General features: G+C 35.5%; 12 protein-coding genes. 5 read left to right on the top strand and 7 right to left on the bottom strand.

What is annotated here, in order from left to right:
• The first annotated feature begins 176 nt into the window (after nucleotides 1–176).
• The 4 genes from NU08_RS10135 (at nucleotide 177) to NU08_RS10120 (ending at nucleotide 6,827) form a co-directional block, all read left to right on the top strand.
• The gene (locus NU08_RS10135) at nucleotides 177–2,030 is read left to right on the top strand and encodes an alpha-amylase family glycosyl hydrolase (RefSeq protein WP_129747004.1); all 1,854 of its coding nucleotides are present in this window, start codon (nucleotides 177–179) and stop codon (nucleotides 2,028–2,030) included.
• 23 nt (nucleotides 2,031–2,053) lie between these two features.
• Nucleotides 2,054–4,687: a DUF5916 domain-containing protein gene (locus NU08_RS10130; protein WP_129747003.1), complete on the top strand. Its 2,634-nt coding sequence runs from the start codon at nucleotides 2,054–2,056 to the stop codon at nucleotides 4,685–4,687.
• Nucleotides 4,688–4,716: 29 nt separating this feature from the next.
• Entirely contained in the window at nucleotides 4,717–5,862 is a 1,146-nt protein-coding gene (locus NU08_RS10125) for a ChaN family lipoprotein (RefSeq protein WP_129747002.1), read from the top strand.
• Between the two features lie 806 nt (nucleotides 5,863–6,668).
• A complete protein-coding gene (locus NU08_RS10120) occupies nucleotides 6,669–6,827 on the top strand; it encodes a hypothetical protein (protein WP_204251866.1) in 159 nt (52 codons plus the stop codon).
• A gap of 771 nt (nucleotides 6,828–7,598) precedes the next feature.
• On the opposite strand, the gene NU08_RS10115 is transcribed toward NU08_RS10120, so the two are convergent.
• From NU08_RS10115 to NU08_RS10105, 3 genes are read right to left on the bottom strand one after another with little or no spacing between them, the layout of a single operon-like run.
• Nucleotides 7,599–8,366 carry a SusE domain-containing protein gene (locus tag NU08_RS10115; protein WP_026729738.1) on the bottom strand — a complete coding sequence of 256 codons (768 nt, stop codon included), beginning with the start codon at nucleotides 8,364–8,366 and terminating at the stop codon, nucleotides 7,599–7,601.
• An 18-nt stretch (nucleotides 8,367–8,384) separates the two neighbouring features.
• Complete coding sequence (locus tag NU08_RS10110) at nucleotides 8,385–9,992, bottom strand: RagB/SusD family nutrient uptake outer membrane protein (protein WP_026729737.1); 1,608 nt, start codon at nucleotides 9,990–9,992, stop codon at nucleotides 8,385–8,387.
• A 35-nt stretch (nucleotides 9,993–10,027) separates the two neighbouring features.
• Nucleotides 10,028–13,006, bottom strand: a complete 2,979-nt coding sequence (locus NU08_RS10105) for a SusC/RagA family TonB-linked outer membrane protein (protein WP_026729736.1) — start codon at nucleotides 13,004–13,006, stop codon at nucleotides 10,028–10,030.
• A 529-nt stretch (nucleotides 13,007–13,535) separates the two neighbouring features.
• On the opposite strand from NU08_RS10105, the gene NU08_RS10100 reads away from it, so the two are divergent.
• Nucleotides 13,536–13,733, top strand: a complete 198-nt coding sequence (locus NU08_RS10100) for a hypothetical protein (RefSeq protein WP_111376080.1) — start codon at nucleotides 13,536–13,538, stop codon at nucleotides 13,731–13,733.
• Between the two features lie 287 nt (nucleotides 13,734–14,020).
• On the opposite strand, the gene NU08_RS10095 is transcribed toward NU08_RS10100, so the two are convergent.
• The 4 genes from NU08_RS10095 to NU08_RS10080 all read right to left on the bottom strand — a co-directional run bounded on the left by NU08_RS10095 (nucleotide 14,021) and on the right by NU08_RS10080 (nucleotide 20,590).
• On the bottom strand, nucleotides 14,021–16,132 hold the full coding sequence (locus tag NU08_RS10095) for a glycoside hydrolase family 97 protein (RefSeq protein WP_026729735.1): 2,112 nt from the start codon (nucleotides 16,130–16,132) through the stop codon (nucleotides 14,021–14,023).
• A 246-nt stretch (nucleotides 16,133–16,378) separates the two neighbouring features.
• Nucleotides 16,379–18,013 carry a DUF6377 domain-containing protein gene (locus tag NU08_RS10090; RefSeq protein WP_129747001.1) on the bottom strand — a complete coding sequence of 545 codons (1,635 nt, stop codon included), beginning with the start codon at nucleotides 18,011–18,013 and terminating at the stop codon, nucleotides 16,379–16,381.
• Between the two features lie 125 nt (nucleotides 18,014–18,138).
• Nucleotides 18,139–18,546 (bottom strand): hypothetical protein, encoded by a 408-nt coding sequence (locus tag NU08_RS10085; RefSeq protein ID WP_129747000.1) that lies wholly within the window; start codon nucleotides 18,544–18,546, stop codon nucleotides 18,139–18,141.
• A 577-nt stretch (nucleotides 18,547–19,123) separates the two neighbouring features.
• The gene (locus NU08_RS10080; RefSeq protein ID WP_242502531.1) at nucleotides 19,124–20,590 is read right to left on the bottom strand and encodes a PQQ-binding-like beta-propeller repeat protein; all 1,467 of its coding nucleotides are present in this window, start codon (nucleotides 20,588–20,590) and stop codon (nucleotides 19,124–19,126) included.
• Nucleotides 20,591–20,731: the final 141 nt, after the last annotated feature.

Here is a 20,731-nt window from a genome sequence, read left to right as displayed (position 1 = left end):
GTTTTTGTTTTAAAATAAAAACTGGACTGATCCAGAAAACAGTTTTCTTCTGTAAATGGCATAATTGATTCTGGATTGCTGTCTGCAACACAAATCATGCTGTTTAAATAATTGCCTTTTTGATTGCTAAAAAGCATAATATCTTCGCCGACTATTCTAACTTTAAAAAAAATATTATGAAGAATACCTCTTTTATTTTAATGTTGCTATGCTGCTTTTCTTTAGCAATTAATGCTAAAAATACAGAAGTTTATCCAACAAATTGGTGGGTAGGAATGAAGACCAATTCCATTCAATTATTAATTCGAAGTACTGATGACTCTTTTACTACAGATAAAATCAACATCAATTATCCGGGAATAGCGATAAACAAAACTTATTCCTTTCCAAATTCAAAATACATTGCGGTAGATATTACTATTTCACCCGAAACTGCTGCTGGTGATGTAATTATTGAATTGAATCAAAAATCTGGGAAACAGAAAATAAAATGGCCTATATACAACCGAAGAGCTGGTAACGGAATACAATATGCGCAGGGAGTGACTTCCAGCGACTTTATCGAATTGATTATGGTTGATCGCTTTAGTAATGGAGATACTGCCAATGATAAAATCAAAGGAATGCGTGACCAGTCCCTTAATCGAAAAGAAATGTATGATCGTCATGGAGGAGATTTGCAAGGTGTGATTAATAATCTGGACTATATTCAGGGGCTTGGAGTTACAGCATTGTGGTTTACTCCGGTTATGGAAAATGATATGGAGGAAAGAACAGAGCATGGTTACGCAATTACAAATCATTACAAAATTGATCAAAGATATGGCGGAGATGCGATGTATGAAAAATTGAGCAATCAGCTTCACTCAAGAGGAATGAAGCTTATTTTTGATGCTGTTTATAATCATATTGGGTCATTTCATTTTCTAGAATTAGATCCTCCTGCAAATGACTGGGTTCACCGCTGGCCCGAATATACTCAAACCAATTATAGAGAGATTCCGCTTTTTGATCCTTACGGAACAAAATCTGACAAAAAGAAAATGAGCGATGGCTGGTTTGATAAAATAATGCCAGACATTAATCAAGATAATCCGTTTATGGCCAATTTCATTATCCAAAATTGCATTTGGCATATTGAAAAGTTTGGTATTGATGGAGTTCGCCTTGATACTTATACCTATAATGACCTGAATTTTGCCAACCGCTGCAACAAAGCTATAATGGATGAGTTTCCAAAGATTTCCATTTTTGGCGAAATAATGGTGCACGGGGTAGCAAATCAGGCTTATTTTGAGCAGAATAATATAGATACACCGTTCAAAAGCAATTTGCCTTCAGTTGTAGATTTTCAGAGTCTGTATTACGGAATCATTCCAGCTTTGACAGAACCTTTTGGGTGGAAAGGCGGAGTCAATCAATTGTATTATACTTTGAGCAGTGATTTTTTGAGTAAAAATCCAATGCAGAAAGTATTGCTTTTAGATAATCATGACGAGGCTCGATTTTTTTCATTAATGGGAGAAAATGCAGAAAAGCAAAAAATTGGGTTTCAGTGGCTGCTGACCTGCAGAGGAATTCCACAGCTATATTATGGTTCTGAAGTTTTGATGAAGGGATTTAAAAATCCAGATGGCTTACTAAGAGCTGATTTTCCAGGAGGATGGAAAGAAGATGAGAAAAATGCTTTTACAGGAAAAGGAATGACTGATGACGAAAAATCGACACAGGAATTGGTTCGCAAGCTGGCTAATTTTAGAAAAAATGCATCAGCAATAAAAACGGGAAAAATGATGCATTATACGCCTGTAGATGGCTTATATGTTTATTTTAGATATGATGACAGCCAAACAATAATGTGTGTGATGAATACAAGCAATTCTGAAAAAGAAATTGATTTTCAAAAATATAATGAAAGGACAGCCGGTTTTGCTTCTGCTAAAAATGTTATTACAGAAGAAAAAATTTCGACTTCTCAAAAAACAGTTATTCCAGCAACAAAAATGTGGGTTCTGGAATTAAGTAAATAAAAAAATCGGCAAAAATAACCAATATGGCTTTACAGCGAATAAAGATTTTGCTGACAGTCTTCTTTTCAATTCAATATTGTTTAGCACAGGAACAGTCTAAAATTGAAAAAAGAAGTTATACCACAAAATCATTAGAAAATAATAAAGCTCCAATAATTGATGGAATTTTAACCGATTCAAGCTGGGATATCGTAGATTGGCAAACCGATTTTATAGAGAATCTTCCCGATGAAAATACAGCTCCAACAGAGCAGACTAAGTTTAAAATTCTTTACGATGCTAAATTTTTATATGTTGCTTTCAAGTGTTATGATAAAGAGCCCGAAAAAATTGTAAAACGTTTGTCAAGACGAGATGGTTTTGACGGCGATTTTGTCGAAGTGAATATTGATAGTTATCACGACAAGCGTACTGGATTTTCGTTTACTATTTCGGCATCGGGAGTTAAAAGTGATGAATTTATTGCAGATAATGGGAATAACTGGGATGCAAGCTGGAATCCGATTTGGTATGTAAAAACAAATATTGACTCAGAAGGCTGGACTGCTGAAATGAAAATTCCGCTCAGTCAGTTAAAATTCAGTGCGGGCAAAGATCAAATTTGGGGTTTTCAAGCTACGCGCAGGTATTTTCGAAAACAGGAGCGATCGGTTTGGCAACGTATCCCGGCTGATGCGCCGGGCTGGGTAAGTGAATTTGGAAATTTAGAGGGTTTAGCCAATCTTAAACCCCAAAAACAATTGGAAATTCAGCCTTACTTTTTAACGCAGCTTGATACATATGAACAAGAAAACGGAAATCCATTTAGAGACGGGGAAGATCTCACATTAAATGCGGGACTTGATGCTAAAATTGGAGTTACAAATGATTTGACGCTGGATTTGACTATAAACCCTGATTTTGGTCAGGTTGAGGCCGATCCTGCTGTAATTGCTTTGGATGGATTTCAGATATTTCTTCAAGAGAGACGTCCTTTTTTTATCGAAAACAAAAACATTTTCGATTGCAATTTTGGAAACAATGAAGACAATCTTTTTTATTCCAGACGTATCGGTCGAAGTCCGCAAGGGATAATTACAACTCAAAAAGAAGATTTTATCAAACGTCCTCAAAATACAACCATTTTGGGTGCCGCAAAATTTAGCGGGAAAACAAAAAATGGTTGGTCATTAGGAATTATGGAAAGTGTTACGGCAGACGAATATGTCAAAATCGATAACGGTCAAGAACGACAAGAAGTTCATGTAGAACCGCTTACCAATTATTTTGTAGGCCGTGTTCAAAAAGATTTTAACGGCCGAAATAGTTTTCTGGGAGCAATCTTAACGGCAACCAGCAGAAATACAGATGAACCGCAATTTCTGCTTTTGCGAAAAGCAGCATATACCGGCGGATTGGATTTCAAGCACAATTGGAAAAATCGGAAATATTTTATAGGTGGAAATGTAATTTCAAGTCATGTCTTAGGTTCAAGAGAATCGATTACGAACACGCAGAAAGAAATTTCACATTTGTTTCAAAGAGCAGATGCTGATTATGTTTCTGTTGATGAAAGCAGAACGTCACTTACGGGGACGGGAGGAAAGATTGAAGCAGGAAAAGCAGCTGAGGGACACTGGCGATATAATGCGACACTAACCTGGCGTTCGCCGGAATTGGAGCTCAATGACATTGGCTTTCTGCGTCAGGCGGATGAAATCAAGCAGACTTTCTATGTAAGCTATCAATCTTTAAAACCTTTTGGGATTTTCAGAAGCGGAATGGTGCGTTTAGAACCTTTTGTAACCTACGATTTTGGAGGTTTTCACAATCGGACTTATTATGATCTTTTGGGGAAATCAGAATTTAAGAACTATTGGTGGGCGAATATCGGTTTTTCTTATAAACCTAGAATCTATAATAATGCCTATTTGCAGGGCGGGCCAAAATTTAGATTTTCAGAAGAATTTGTAAGCTATAATACTTTTGGTTCGGATCCGCGAAAAAAGCTTCGTTTTCAAGCTGGAGTGTTTTTCGCCCAAGGAAAAAACAATTCTTTCTCGTATAAGGCAATAGATCCTAGTGTGACATATCAGCCAACAAATGCGTTGTCGATTACTTTGAATCCAAATTTCAATGTTAATCAGAGTAAAACACAATATGTAACGCAATCAAATTATGAAAACGGAATTCGATATATAACTTCGCATTTGGAACAGCAGACATTAAGCGCTTCATTGCGGCTCAATTATAGCATAAATCCCAATTTTACTATTCAGTATTATGGACAGCCATTTGTGTCAACTGGAAAATATTCAGATTTTAATTACGTTACCAACCCCCGTGCAGCCTATTTTGCAGATAGAGTTGTAACATACAATCAAAAGCAGATTTCATTTGATAGTGCAACAAATATTTATAATGTTGACGAAAATCAAAATGGGACCAATGACTATTCCTTTCGTAATCCTGACTTTTCATTTGTTCAGTTCCGCTCCAATTTGGTTTTAAGATGGGAATATATACCAGGCTCAGAAATTTATTTGGTTTGGTCGCAAGGAACAAATGGTTCGGGAAATCCTATGGACGATTTATTTGTTAATCTGGACACACAAATTTTAGGCAAACAACCGCAGAATACATTTATTTTCAAAATGACCTATCGCTTTTTGCTATGAAGAAAAAACTAATCTCTAAAAAATAAAAAATGTTTAAAAAAAATATACTCTTACTTCTGATTCTTTTTCCTCTTTGTATCTTTTCGCAATCGGATGAGATTGAAAAATCAGTCCAATATTTATCCAATAACAAAAATACGCCAGAGGAATATATTGCTTCAAAATTTGCTCAAAAGGATATAATCCTTCTGTCAGAAGAGCATCGGGTTAAGGAAAATCTTCAATTTGTAAAGAATTTGATTCCTGTTTTATATCAAAATAAAGTATATAATTTAGGAATGGAATTTGGCGCAAGTGAAAATCAAGCGCAATTAGATTCTTTAATTTCTGCTCCTGAATATAACAAGGATTTAGCTCGAAAATTAATGTTTAACTACAATTCAGGGTGGGCTTTTAAGGGGTATACCGATTTGTATGAGGCTGCATGGTCATTTAATAGATCCCTTCCTAAATCTTCGAAAAAATTTCGTATTTTAAATTTAAGCTATCGTTACGATTGGTCTTCCTTTTCTGGACAACGAACTTCTGAAAAAATGAAGAAGGTTTTTTACAAAGGAAACACTGAAACATATCGATTCTCTATTGTGGAGAAAGAAATTGTTACTAAGAGAGAGAAAATTTTGATTCTCACCGGAGATGTCCATGCATTTACAAAGTATAAATTTCCAGTTTATGATTTTTTGGGTACTGATTTTATAAGATTTGAAGATGGCTATTTTGGGAATCAGCTTTATGCTAAATATCCACGATTAGTTTATTCTGTTTTATTGCATAAACCTTTCAGTAATCGTCCTGATACAAAACCGAATTTGATTTCTCCGGCAGATGGAAAAATCGAAATTATAATGGAGAAAATCAATAATACACCAGTTGGTTTCGATTTGGCTGATACTCCACTTGGAAAGCTTAAGGATAATAGTTATTATTCAATGGGATATCAGGACTTTACTTTGGAAAATTTTTATGATGGCTATATATTTCTGGCACCAATAAATAAACTTTCTGGTTGCGATATTGATCCGAAATTTTTAACTGCGAGCAATTGGAATGAAGCCCAGGAAAATGTAGCAGATCCTGATTGGAGGCCAAGGCCAAAAAACATGGAGGAATATTGGAAACAGATTCGGGAATATGGAGATATTGCAAAGAAATATGGTGAGGTAGACAAGTATTGAGGTTAAACGCATTCAAATTAAAAATCCCTATTTCATAGCAGGCCACCGCTTTGCAAGAAACCATACATTATCTAACCGAAGTCATACTGCATAAATGCTGCCTTTACAAATAGCGGTACATGAGAATGCACCGCTAATTGACGCAAAACCATCTATGCCACCAGCTATTCCTCGATTGCTTCGCCAGTTCGTTTTGCTAATGTGCAGTGGAAATCCCTTTGTGAACGCATAGTTGGAAAAGCTCATGAAAAACAATATTAAACCTAAAAAAACATTAAATACAATGACGATACTGATCACCCAAATTAGATTCCGCTGACCATTGCTGATACCTAATTAATTTACTGGCCAGATTATCTGATAGCTATTTTAAGCGTTACCCGCATAACTGGTCCAAACCTTCCTCCCAAAAACAATAGTAGAAATAATTAAAAAAATAAAATGACAACACAGATCTACCGGAAAATGTCGGCCATGATGGCAAGAATTTTAAAAATAAAAACAAGAGGTTCTTACAAATCCATCTTGATTTTTTTGTATATATAATAAATCGAGTTATTGACCATCCATGCATAAGCACATAAACCTTGCCATAGTTTTTGAAAGCCCACCCTTGGGTACGGAAAACCAATAGTCCAAATACGTCAGTAGCTCATCCATATAACTATTGCAGCTCACGGGTATAGCACCTCAGAAGATTACAAGTACATTTAACCCTGCAGATAATCATTCTGTTTTCAATAAATTTAGTAAAAATCAACATCAGTTATATAATATAACCCTTTCGGTCAAGTAAAGATGCAGCCATGCCAGAAAAAACACAAACCAATACCGACAGATGGTGTATTCTAATACCGATTTTTGCTCCAATAGAGATTCCTGCCAGAACCATACTGCTGGAAGAAGGCAGTGTTTCAAAAACAATGTTTTTCATTGAAAAAGGATGTCTTAGGACCTGTACCTAAATCATACAAGTCATCCCACAACATTACATTGCTTCCTATTTTAGGCATCACATCTATATCGCTCATCAGGGTTCTCAACAGGCGATAAAAACTTTTTTTTAAAACAATTGTTATCGATAGTCTGTCTAGTGATTTGCTAATTTTGCGGTTTATCCTTACAGAAGAAAATTACAGAACTATGATACACGCTTTTAGAACATTAGTCAAAAAAAGACACCGATCAATAAAATAAAATCTGTTCTTAATTCAAACTTACAGGACATACAGTCAAATTTTGACCTCGAAGATTTCGATAAAATTCTGCGGATTGAAAGCAGAAAAAAAATAACTTATAATAGATGACTATTTAGCGGAAACATATTACTATTTAGCATTAGCATACAAAAAAGAGAGCAATATAAGTTTGTTCAAAGATTTTTTTAAAAGGCAAAGATTTTTTTAAAAGGCAAAGATTTTTATAAGAAAGGATATGCAATTAAAGAATAATTACACTTATCCCTTGATAAAATTTACTATCAAGAAATAGAAAAATTGTTAAAATAATTTCTTGCCTGATTCTGAAAATAACATGACAAAAAGAATCAGCGAAGCCGATCGAGAAGTGAGCATTATGATTCAAAATATTGTAGCTACAGCAGTGAGGGCTATCAAAAAAAAAAAAGAATATAACCTAACTACGAACAAACTATTGATTGGCAGTAATTTCGATTTGTCCCGATAGCATTATTAAAAAAAGGCCATCCTAAGATGGCCTTTTATCACAATGGAAAATTAATAATTTTTTGTAACAGTGTAAGTTTTTGCAGTGAAGTCAACTACAATAGTATAGTTTCCTGTTGTTACAATTGGAATATTCGTGCCGCCTGCATCTAAAGTTCCATCACTTCCATTATCGCCGTAATTTGTTGCCCAGTCATCATCTAATCTAAATTTGATTTCCCCCGCGGCTAAATCCATCGTGATGGAATATTTTTTAGAAGCTGAATTATAATTTAAGTCAGCATCGGCTGTCCAACCGTCACCACCTGTTGTTGCTGCCGTCGCGCTGCCAATTATGCCCCAGTTTGGCCATGCAGGGTATGGCGTTACGGTGATAGTGTAAAAATTAGATGTTTGCGGCAGTGCGTTAACTGCACCGACTGTAGATCTAATTCGTACATCCAGCTTTCCTTCGACAAAAGATGTAAGCCCAGCATTTAAAGCGACGGCATTTAATTCTTCAACTGTAAAGCTTTTAAATGTAGCGGTGGTTACACTCGCTATAGTAGGATTTTTAAAATCGGTACCAGCTTTTGCCACTTCAATTGTATAATTAATAACTGTTTCAGTTCCCTCATAATGTGCTTCATTCCAAACAAAAGTAGTCGCTAAGCTTGTAGCATTGGCATTTTCGAGCACAATATTAAAATTAGATTGCGGAGTGAGCAGTACTGGCGCAATCCCCTCAGTGATTACCGGTCTGTTTTCAACATCATCAGCATTACATGACACTATTAATATGGCAATTAATGCAGCCAGAATTTTATATATATTTTTCATTTTATTATCTTTTATATGTTAGTTATATCCAGGGTTTTGTTTTAAAGTCGGGTTAGCTTGAATGGTTGTGCTGGGAATTGGCATAATATCTCTGTAGGATTGTGTAGAAGTCCCATTTTGAATGCCTCCCTTCCATTGCCATAGTTTACTTGAACCGGTAAATTTGTCAAATCGAATTAAATCAGTTCGCCTGTGGCATTCCCAAAACAATTCTCTTGCCCTTTCCGCAAGAATAAAATCTAATGTTAAATCGGAAGTTGAAATACTAGTTGCATTAGCTCTTTTTCTGATTTTATTCACGTAACCTAAAGCTGTTTCGATATTGCCGTTTGATGCACCTCTTAAAGTTGCTTCAGCATACATTAAATATGCATCTGATAATCTAAACATCGGAAAATCTGTATCTGGAATATCATTTCTTTGCGCTGCGCTTCCATCAGAATTTACATTAGTGTACTTGGTAACTGCGTAACCGTTTGAAAAAGCACCTACGTTAGCAATATCTAAGGTTTGTCCATTGGTATAGAAAGTGCCTCTGACATCTCCAGTAGCATTTTCATCGGGAAACAATTGAACAAATTCTTTTCTTGTTCTGATGCCTGACCAGCCCCCATCCATCCCTTGGGTCGCGGCATCCATTGTTCCTCCTATAGAAGCGTGCAAAATGAAGCTCATACCTCCGCCTGTAGCTCTAATAGCATTACCGTCATTGATCACCGGGAAAATAAATTCATTTTGCGCTCCATTGACATTATTGTCAGCTGCAAATAAATATCGGTATGGCACATCTGCAAAACTGTAAGCTGAATTAATAACATCATTGCAGGCCGCTATTGCCTCATCATTCTTTGCCGTTCCGCTATATACTTTTGCATTAAGATAAATTTGCGCCAATAAAAATTTAGCAGCTGTTTTATCTATTCTTCCGTATTCATTTGCTCTTGAAGCGGCAAGGCTTTTGTCTAAATCTTTCAATTCGGATTCAATGAATGCAAAAACTTCTGCTCTTGCTTTTTGTTCGGGATAGAAAAAACCAACTGGGTCCTTCTCCGTGATAATAGGCACATTACCAAAGAGATCCATCAAATTATAGTATGAAAATGCTCTTAAGAAGCGGGCCTCTGCCCTAAAGGTGGTAATTTCACTTTTCAGGCTGGCATCAACACCTCTTTCTGCTAATTTTTCATCTGTGGTTTGCCTTAAAAATTCATTAGCAATACTAATATGGTAAAAAGCTCTGGAATACAATCCATATAAGAATTGATTATTGGTGCTCCACGTCTGAAAATTTAATGCTGGCAGACCATCATCTCCCCACGATACAATAGCTTCGTCCGTTGTAAACTCTTGCATTGCAAACAATAACCTCAAATAGCTGCTAAAATCTCCTCCAATTCCAGCAATATCAGCAATTCCATCACCATCATTTCCTCCGACATATAAACCTGCATACAGCTTAGCCAATCCTTGTTTATAGGATGAGGGGTCTTTAAAAAAGGAATCTGATAAAAATTCATCATCGTCTTTTGGGGTCACTTCTAGGTCGCTTGTACACGAAGTAAGCACCATATTTAATCCAAAAATGAATAGAAGAAAATAAGCTATATATTTAAATGATATTTTCATTTTTATTTTTTTAAAATTTGTTCATGAATGTACTATTACAAATTGGCATTAACTCCAAAGAAGTAAGTTCTGGCTCTTGGATAAACATTACCATCAATGCCATTAAACTGTTCAGGATCCAAACCGTCGTATTTTGTGAAAGTCAAAACATTTTGAACTCCTGCAGAAAATCTCAATGCGGCAGACTTTAATATCTTTTTCCCTAATGCATAGCCTATTGTCAGGTTATCTAATTTTATGAAAGATGCATCTTTTATGAAATAATCAGAATAGTTGCGTTGGGTTCCATTTGAATTAGTTTCAGCATCAAAACCCGTGTTATAATAATCTATAGTAACATTGGCCAAATCAGTTTCTCTTCTTAAGCCTGCCTGCAGGTATCCTTTATCAGAGCTTATATTGTCAAAAACATAATTTCCTAAACTAGCTCTCCAATTCATTGTAAAATCAAAATTTTTGTAATTCAATGTGCTGACAAAGCCAAACGTATAATCCGGTGCCGCTTTGTGAAGCCTGTAACGGTCCTCGGTGTTAATTTGCCCGTCTTTATTTCTATCTGCGTAAGCTCCTTGGATCGGTCTTTTATTTGCATCATATAGCTGCTCATAAACATAAAAGGTATTGGGAGCAAATCCTACAGAGTTAATTTGTATCTGATTACCATTACCACCTGCAATACCTCCAGTGGTATATCCTTGAAAACCCGGAACAGTAAAGCCTAAATTGGTTATTTCCTGTTTAATATAAGTTGCATTAAAAGCTAAATTCCAGTTTAAATTATCATTTTTTATAATGTCTGATTCGATGCTAAATTCAACACCATCTGTCTTTACGCTGCCTACGTTAGAAAAACCCTGATTTCTCATATTCGCGCCATCAGGATAAGCAATAAAAGCTAAAAGATCATTTGACTTTTTATTAAAATAGTTGATGGATCCTGTTATTCTATTATTGAATAATCCATAATCTAAACCTATATTGGCTTCAGCTAATTCTTCCCATTTAATGTCTGGATTATAACCTTCAGTCCTTGCTACCCTGTAGATAGTGTTTCCAAAAATATACTGAGAGTTCACCGTGCCCAAAGTCACTCTTTTTAGATAATCGTACGAAGCACTAATATCCTGCTGTCCAGTCTCACCATACCCTAATCGTAATTTAAGATTTGATAAAGCACTATTATCTTTCAAAAACGACTCACTTGAAATGTTCCATGCGAAAGCAGCGCCTGAAAAATTACCCCATCTGTTTTTTTCAGAAAAACGCGAAGTACCGTCTCTTCTATAATTCAATGTTAATAAATACCTGCCATCATATCCTAGATTTACACGACCAAAGTAAGACTGCAAATTAATATCTGGATCCGTTTGAACATCAGGCTCAGTACCGGGAACTCTTATATTATTAGTTGTAAATCCTTCTCTTTGAAACATTTGATAGTTATAGCCTGCCGTAACATCAGTTTTAAACTTTCCTAAATCTTTGCTATAATTAAAATAGGCATTTAAGTTTTTATTTTGGCGCGAGTCCGTATAATGCGTATTTCCTCCTTTATTCACCCAATTTCCTGAGCTAAAAACATTAGGCTGATATCCAGTGGCACTTTCAGTGCTTATATCTATAAATCCGTTGCTATCAAATTTATCAATGCCCAATTCAAGCACAGCCCTTAAATCTTCAAAGAAATGCAAATTATAATCTAACCTTACATTTCCCCATTTTCTAGTAGAGGTTGAACTGTTGTTCGTCTGATCTAATAAAGCCACAGGGTTCCTTCCTGGCAATAAGGGTAAATTGCCATTTGCTTCTAACCATTCGAAATATCCGCCATAACGAGATCCCGTCTGGTATACTGGCTGCGTAGGATCAAATCCTATTGCATTGCCAATCACAGCGCCTTGATTTTGAAATCTATTTTTACCAAAAGACAAATTACCGTTAATATCAACTTTTAAATGGTTATCAAATAAAACAGGATTCATAGTCAATGAAGCAGTAGTCCTCTCAAAGCTTGTATTTTTTAATATTCCAGGGTTGTTTGTGTTGCCTAAAGAAAGCCTAACAGGAAGCTTGCCAAATAGTGCACCGCTTGCGGATACATTATTGTTGGTTGTCAGTACAGTATGAAAAATTTCATCTTGCCAATTTGTATTGGCAGTGCCTAACAATGCCTTCTGAGCTGCTGAACCTTTTTCATTTACTAAATTCCGAAATTGATCAGCACTCAATACATCGACTGTATCAGCAACAGTATCCACGCCGGTTTGAGAATTGAATGAAACCTTCATTCCAGCCTTAGAGCCTTTCTTTGTTGTAATTACAATTACACCATTTGCAGCCCTAGATCCATAAATTGCAGCCGCAGATGCATCTTTTAAAACTGTAAACGACTCAATATCATTAGGATCTATTGTAGCCAAAATACTTGTAGCTCCGTTAGGTACCGCATTACTAGTGGGAAGTCCGTCTATTACAATTAAAGGTTCGTTTGAAGCATTTAACGATGAGCCTCCTCTAATTCTAATGTCCGCTTTTGCTCCAGGCGCTCCTCCGCCTGTTATATTCACGCCTGAAATACGGCCCTTAATTAAACTCTCAGAAGTAACGTTAATCCCTTTATTAAAGTCTTTTGCTGCAATTTGTGAAACAGAACCTGTTGCATCTTTTTTCTTAACAGTTCCGTAACCTACCTGAACTAGAACTTCTTTGAGCTGGTTTGCATCTTCTTCTAAAAAAACATTTAATGTTTTTTGCCCTGTGTAATCAATGGTCTGGGTTTTGTATCCAATGAAAGAAACAACAATTTTGTTTCCGCTTCTAACATTTGACAGTTGGAAATTACCGTCAAATCCCGTAGATGCACCGTTTGGAGCACCTTGTACATTTAAATTTACTCCCGGTATTGGCTGACCCGTCCTTTTGTCAGCAACAGTACCGCTTAACGTGTTCTGGGCTAATACTGTAAAAGGCACCAATAGGAATAAAAATAACAACTTTCTGTAAATTGTTTTCATAAGTTTGGTTTAAATAAGTTTGGTTGTTAGTAATACTGTTTTTGCAAATATCGCTATGATCTAAGGAGAGATTATTTCGATTTCGCTGACACAAAATTATGAAGCGTTTAAAGTCTTAATTTTGACAATAAAAAAAATGTAGCTAAACGAGTTGTTACATACGCGCAAACACCTTAAAAACAAATAATTAACACCATTTAACACCTGTAAAAAGTAGTGCCTATGTAGTAAAAAATCAGATTTGAGCTAGGCAAATCGCATTTGCAAAAAAGTTAGTTTAACATTAGATTTATTACGCTAGTAAAAATTGTTAATTCTTTAATGCTCTGCGCTTCAATCGAAATATTTTAAATTAAAATGCCTTAAAAAAACTAATTGGTTTGATCTCTCTCAATAATCCTGAAGGCACAAAATCTAATATATTTTGTAGAAGATTTTCTGATTTGATCCTTAAGTGTTGATAATGCAGAATATGCAGGAAGATTTTTAATTCTGCCCACCGCCAAAGGTTTGTTTCAATAGTTTTTTCTTGCTAGGAATCTCCAAAAAAAAAGTCACAAAACAGGAAGGAGAAACTTTAAGTTATCAGCCTAAATACGCAATTACAGATCAGAAATTGAATTTTCAGAGTAGCATCCTTGCCGAAATGGCGGGATCTTTTGAGGCTGATATACCGAATATATCTTTTAATTGTGAATATGATCCGCTTTTGAATGCTGATGGCTAAAAAGCCATCTATCATTAAAAACTTGAAGGAGACTAAACTTATAGGAATATTCAGCACCATAATCGTTGGAGGCTCAACTGAAAGAAAGCACTCTAGGAAGTACTTATGGGGATGCATCTTGGAATTGAAATTTTCCGAGTTGAAGTAAAAAGAATATGAATAGGACTGTTTGCACAATGAAGATAAAAACCCCTCAAATTGCTTTGAGGGGTTTAGGGATAATAAAACAGCTTTGATTTTATTTAAACAATTAAATAGGTAAAATTAATTTCCAAAGTCATTAGGCTCTATTTCAATTCAATAATACTTATAGCATAACCGCCTCCCGGAGCAGTATATTGCGCTAATTTAGATTTACTATCAACTTTTATCTTTCGAATAATATAAGCCTGCGGATTGGTTTTGTAATGCGCTTCTTTTGCATCTGCATAAATGGTTGCTTGGTAATTTTTACCTTTTTTTAGGAAATCCAAAGTAATAGATGAAGTTCTTGATTTTTCACCATTTACGTTACCTATAAACCAATCCTCCGTTCCTTTCGCTTTTCTTGCAACTGTGATGAATTCTCCAGGGTCAGCTTCTAAATATTTACTCTCACTCCAGTCTACAGCAACATCTTTAATAAATTGGAAAGCATCTGGAAAACGCTCGTAATTTTCCGGCAAGTCAGCAGCCATTTGCAATGGGCTGTACATTGTTACGTACAATCCTAATTGATTTGCCAAGGTGCTGTTTAAATGCGAATTGTTTTCTGGATTAATTTTGCTGATATTCATTTCAAAAATTCCAGGAGTATAATCCATTGGGCCGCCAATTAATCTGGTAAATGGCAAAATTGTAACGTGATTAGGCTTGGATCCCCCAAAAGCCTGGTATTCTGTTCCTCTAGCCGATTCATTTCCAATTAAATTTGGATAAGTTCTGCAAATCCCTGTTGGACGAATCGCTTCATGTGCGTTGACCATGATTTTATAGTCTGCCGCTTTTTCAATTGCAAACTGATAATGATTGACAAGCCATTGATTATAATGATTTTCACCGCGCGGAAGGATTGGCCCCACATAGCCGCTCTTTACAGCATCATAACCATTGTCTTTCATAAAACGATAAGCTTTGTCCATATGACGTTCATAATTGCGTGTAGAGCCGGAAGTTTCGTGATGCATGATTATTTTAATCCCTTTCGATTTGGCATACTCCTGAATTCCTTTTACATCAAAATCAGGATAAGGGGTTACAAAATCAAAAACATAATCTTTAGACTGGCCAAACCAATCTTCCCAGCCTTCGTTCCAACCCTCTACCAATACCGCACTAAACCCATTTGCAGCTGCGAAATCAATGTATTTTTTTACATTAGCCGTATTGGCGCCATGTTTTCCGTTGGGTTTAGCTTTTGCATAATCGGTAAGCCCTAATTGCACTGTTGGATATTCATCGGTATAGGCCCAAGTGCTTTTCCCTGTAATCATTTCCCACCAAACCCCAACGTATTTCATTGGTTTAATCCAAGAAGTATCCTCGATTTTACAAGGATCATTTAAGTTCAAAATCATTTTTGAAGCCAAAATTTCCGTGGCATCATCACTTGCCATAATAGTTCTCCAAGGCGATTGGCAAGGTGCCTGCATATAGCCTTTATCACCTTTGGCGTCTGGCGTTAACCACGATTCAAAAACCATATTCTTGTCATCCAAATTCAAATGCATACATGAATAATTAATTAAGGCGGCTTCATGCAGATTGATAAAAAGCCCATCTGCTGTTTTCATCATCAGGGCCGTCTGGACTCCTGTCGGCGAAAAAGATTGCTGCGAAACATTTTCGGTAGTGGCTTTTTTAGTCAAACCTCTTATTTCAGACAATTTAGAAGTCGTATAATCGTATTCCTGAGTATCATAATCTCCTGGAATCCAGAAAGCGGTATGGTCTCCATTCATTGCAAACTGGCTTTTTTCTTCTTTAATAATAAAATAAGTTAGATTTTTTTGCAAAGGAAATTCATAGCGAAAGCCTAAACCTTCGTCAAACAATCGGAAACGGATAACCAGCTGTCTATCGGTTCCTTTTTGGTTTAGGGTTACCGCCAATTCATTATAATGGTTACGAATGCTGGCTACTTCTCCCCAAACTGGCTTCCAGTTTTCGTCAAAAGTACTCTTGGCAGAATCAATAACTGTGAAATCATTCAGTAATGATTTTGAATCATTTTTCAGCTCCAATCCCAGTTTGCTCGGCTTAATAACTACCTTGTCCTTATAATTCAAGCTATAAATGGGTGTGCCATCACTTTGTAAAGAAAACTTCATTTGAAATTTTTGATTGGGAGATTTTAATTGCTGCGCCAACAAGCTATTAGATGCCAGGCACAGCAAGGTCAATAGTAAGAAATGTTTCATTTGAATTGAGTTAATAAAATTAATGGTTTGTTTTAGCTTTTTTAGTTCCATCAAATTTAAAGCGTTTTTTCGGCCACAATTCTTGCTATGATGGTTTGGTAGCAAAAAGTCAGCCCTAAAAAGCATAATGAATTTATTTTAAATAACTTAACGATACTTAATCCTACGAAAAAGTAGTAATTTGGTAGAATAATAAAAGCCTTTTTACTATAAGAAGAGTAAAAAGGCGGCAAATTTTAAAAAAAACTATATATTAGTCTCTATTCGCATCACATTTGCTTCAAATTTATCCCGAGGACCTAAAGCTTTATTTCTTAGTTTGGTTCTGTAATTATAAATCGTAGATAAAGAATAGCGCAAAAAATCCGCAATTTTTACACTATCTGAAATTCCTAGTCGGATTAAGGCATATATTCGCAATTCAGTATTCATCAACTCTCCGGGTTTTAATTTAATACACTCATTATCAATAAGCAATTCATTAAATTCTTCAATGAAATTTGGAAAAAGAGACAAAAAAGTCTTGTCAAAATTTTTGTAAAATTCTTTTAATTCCACTTCAATGAATTCTTTAGATTTCACGGCTTTGACTAATTCGGCTGTTTTTCCACTGGAAAGAATAACATTCAATCTACGCTGATATTCCTCTAACTTGCTAATATATAGCGAGCACTGATCCATATAACGCCCAATGTAAATTTCCTTAACCAAATTAGCCTCTATAAGCGTTGAGTTGGCATAATTTAATCTTTCATTAAAACTGTTCAACTCTTTATTTAATTCAACGAGCTTACTGTTGGCCAAACTAATTTCCCTTTTGGCTACGGATTTTTTTTTCATCTCTTTAAATAGCAAAACCAAAGCAACCATTAACAATAGAGATAAAATACTCACACTTATTAAAAACATTATCAATTGCCAACGGTTGGTTTCATTCTGTTTTTGATAAGCTAGATCGATGATAGACAGCATTCTAGAAATTTCGTAGGTCCTCAAACGGGCATTGCAAAAAAGCGCATCTTCCAAAGAGCGTTGGATATATTTATAGGCCCGGTCTACATCATCTTCTTTATACATGATAAAAGCCAAAGATCGAAGTGAAATGTATTCCCTTTTATCTAATTTCAAATCTGAAATTGCCGATTTGATTAACCACTTTTTCTCCTGATGGAAATTTTTCTTCTTTTGGTAGGTTCTAGATATAATATAGGCTACGATTGCTCTATCAGGATCATTTTTATCCATTTTATAAAAATAATCGTGTAACATTTGAAGGGTCTTGTCATATTGCCTTTTTTCAAACAAAATATTCGCTTGAGTAATAACATTCGATTTTGACTCGTACTTAAAAACGGAATCCCGAAACTGTTCGCTCAATTGTTCGTAGCTTTTTTTTTCCTGTTTGGAGGCGGCATATATGGACATATACAGATACAGGGAACTCTGTACGCCGTAGTAGAAGCTCTTAATTTCAGGCGTAGAATGTATATCGATCCCTTGCAAAATATCGGTTGCTTCTTTATACATCCCCAAAGTTCCCATAATGGATGCTAAATTCAATTTTGCAGTATTAATTTTGGTTAAATCCTTTAAGATGTTAGCCGCTATTAAACTTCTACGGGCATAATTTAAAGCTGAATCTGACTGATAAGCCCTGTATTCATTATATAACTTTTCAAATATCTCATATTTCTGAACGTTCGTAGAAGTTAATTTCTTCAAACTGACAAGTTTACTTATTTCAGTTTCCTTTTTATTATGATAGATTTCTCTTTTATCAATAGCCGCATCTAATTCATCTAACAATGAATTAATTTCATCTTGAGAATATAGTTGTACAGGAAGGCAGATAATAAGGAATAAAGTCCAAAATTTATTCATTCTGTGTTTATTTTGTTTAGATTAAGTTTATAGTTTAATATTATTATCTTGCATTATGAAATCCACCAAAATCAAAAGTCGTGGCTCAAAACGCATCATCATGAAAAGATTTTAAGGATTGATCACTACATAAAAAATCTGCTTGATTTCATCCCCCTGACACAGAAGCCAATATCGTTGAGCTCCAATTCCGGAGAAGGCCAGGTTAGTGTCGCATTATATCGCCAGTGTCCTTCAGAGGCCTTTCCTGCTTCAATCTTTCCTCCCGTCCCCGTAAGTGACGTTCTGCTTTTATCAACAGAAATATAATCAGCATCTGCTCTTTGAAACAAATGTGAAATTTCTCTCTGCGTGTTCGTAATCGATTCTCTTGAACCTAAGACATGGCTGGAGATTGCATTTCCACCAATAAAATATTTCCTGTTTTTCCAATTGTGCTTGAAATCCAATCCGCCGGAATACGCTGCTTTTCGCAAAAGCAGAAATTGCGGTTCATCCGTATTTCTGCTGGTTGCCGTTACAATTGCTCCCAAAAAACTATTTCGGCCGTTAAAATCCTTTTAACATAACCAACAAGATTATTGGTAAGCGGTTCTATATGCACTTCTTGTCGTTCTTGACCACTATCGATTTTGACATATTAGTCTGTCATTACACTTTCCAGAATACCGAGAGACCAACCGTTCTTTAAATTAATCACTCTTTACTCTCGATATTTATGGCAAATGAGAACCCCGGTCTTTTATCATGGTAGCTGTCAGTATTAACGTCAACCGACCGCCATCAAAGCCATCACTTCTCGACAAACGTTTTATGATTATCCGGTTCATTACCATATTATCTAAAAGCAAAGTACAGGAATTTGGAATCACAGAGTATTTTAGATTTCGTCTGCTCTGTTGGCGGTGTATTCTCATCAGAAAGATTTCCTATAAAATCTGTTTGCCCCCTCAATATCCAAACAGGCATCGTGTTCCTAATGATTTTATGGCATTAACTTTCTTTTCGATTTTGGAAATATCCTATCCTAAACAAATAAAAAGAGAATAGGAATGCCAGAAAAAAAACCGCATTTCATTGTATAGCCGTACAATTTTATTTGGGTTTAAATTATTTGAATTTTGAGTATGAATTATTTCTTGATTTTAGCCCAATTGCGTAACAATTCCCGTCAGCGCTTCCAAAATAAACAGTGTTATTGGAAATAAAAGGAGAAGAAACAATGGAGCCCAATTTATAAAATTGATCCATCACGGTTTTATTGACATCGTAAAAAGAAAGATCAGCCCCTTTGGCAGCATAAGAAAAGTCAAGGAAGCCATTATTTAATATTTCAGAGGCATATAACATTCTGCTATCTGTGCTGAAACAGTTCCATTGCTTGCCCGAAGATTGAACGTTTACTGCAAAGAAATTACCGGTAAAATCTCCAAAGTAAGCCGTATCACCAGCAATCGCCGGAGAAGAATATACATAACCGTTTGCTTTAAACTTATATAATTCTTTTCCACTTTTTGCATCCAGGGCCAACAGTGCAAAAGTGTCGGATGTGCCGACATACAGAACGTCATTCGCTACAACTGGCGAACTGATAATCCAGGAATAAGCCGCGTCATACTTCCAAACCAATTTTCCGGTTTTGGCATTGAGCGCAAATAAAAAAGGATCACGAGCGCCAAAATAAACCATATCATTAGCAACTGCTACGCTAGATTCAATTCCTTTAAAGCCCAATTGCATTCCTGTTGCAAATTTCCATTGCATTTTTCCAGTCTCTGTATCTACGGCATACAGATTAGCATCCCAACTACCAATATAGAGTGTGTTCTTATACAGGACAGGACTGCAGTGAATCGATCCTTTTGCCGCAAATTTCCATTCCAACTCTCCTGTATTTGCATTGAGTGCATATACATTCCCATCACTGCTGCCAAAGAAAATTCTTGGATTTTTATCGTCGGGTTTTATAACAGGAGAGGACAAAAAGAAATCCCACAAATCATCCATGCATTTGTCCACAGGCTTAAAACTCAGAAAACCTATTTCGTCAAACCACTTTTCTCCACCTGTTTTGAATTTCCATTTCATATGACCTGTGTGGATATCAAGAGCATAATAGTAGCCATCAAAACTTCCAATATAGACAGTGTTTTTGAAAACTGCCGGAGAGCTGTGTACCGCACCTCCCGTTTTAAATTTCCAATGTGTTTTGCCCGTTTTCTGATTGATAGCATAAAGATTGCCATCCTCACTACCTATATAAACAATACCATTATAAATAATAGGTGAAGAAAATATTTTTCCACTTGTTTTAAAAGCCCATTTTAAATCGCCTAATAGCATGTGTTTATCTCCGTTAAAAACGCGATTTTGAAATACACTTACAGTTGTGTTTTTTTTCTGCTGTCCAAAAACTGGTAAACTGCTTATTCCAAAAAGAATTCCTATTACTGCAATTAAATACATTGGCTTCATGCTCGGTTTGGTTAGTTTTTTTTTATGACTTGTAGAATTACTAGCATTTGCAATAAATGCTAAAGACATTAAAATCAAGAAAAAAAAGATTTTTTTTTTCATCTTTGGTTATTTTTTAAGTTAGTTTTTGAACGAAAGTTATTTTTCTTTTTCATTCCAAAAAAAGAATTTATTTAAACAACATGATTTGCATTGCAGACAACAATTTTGATTTGAAATAAAGCCTTATTTTTGCATTAATAT

Source organism: Flavobacterium anhuiense (assembly GCF_004151235.1).
GTDB lineage: Bacteria > Bacteroidota > Bacteroidia > Flavobacteriales > Flavobacteriaceae > Flavobacterium > Flavobacterium anhuiense_A.
This window is presented reverse-complemented; position numbering and strand designations above follow the sequence as displayed.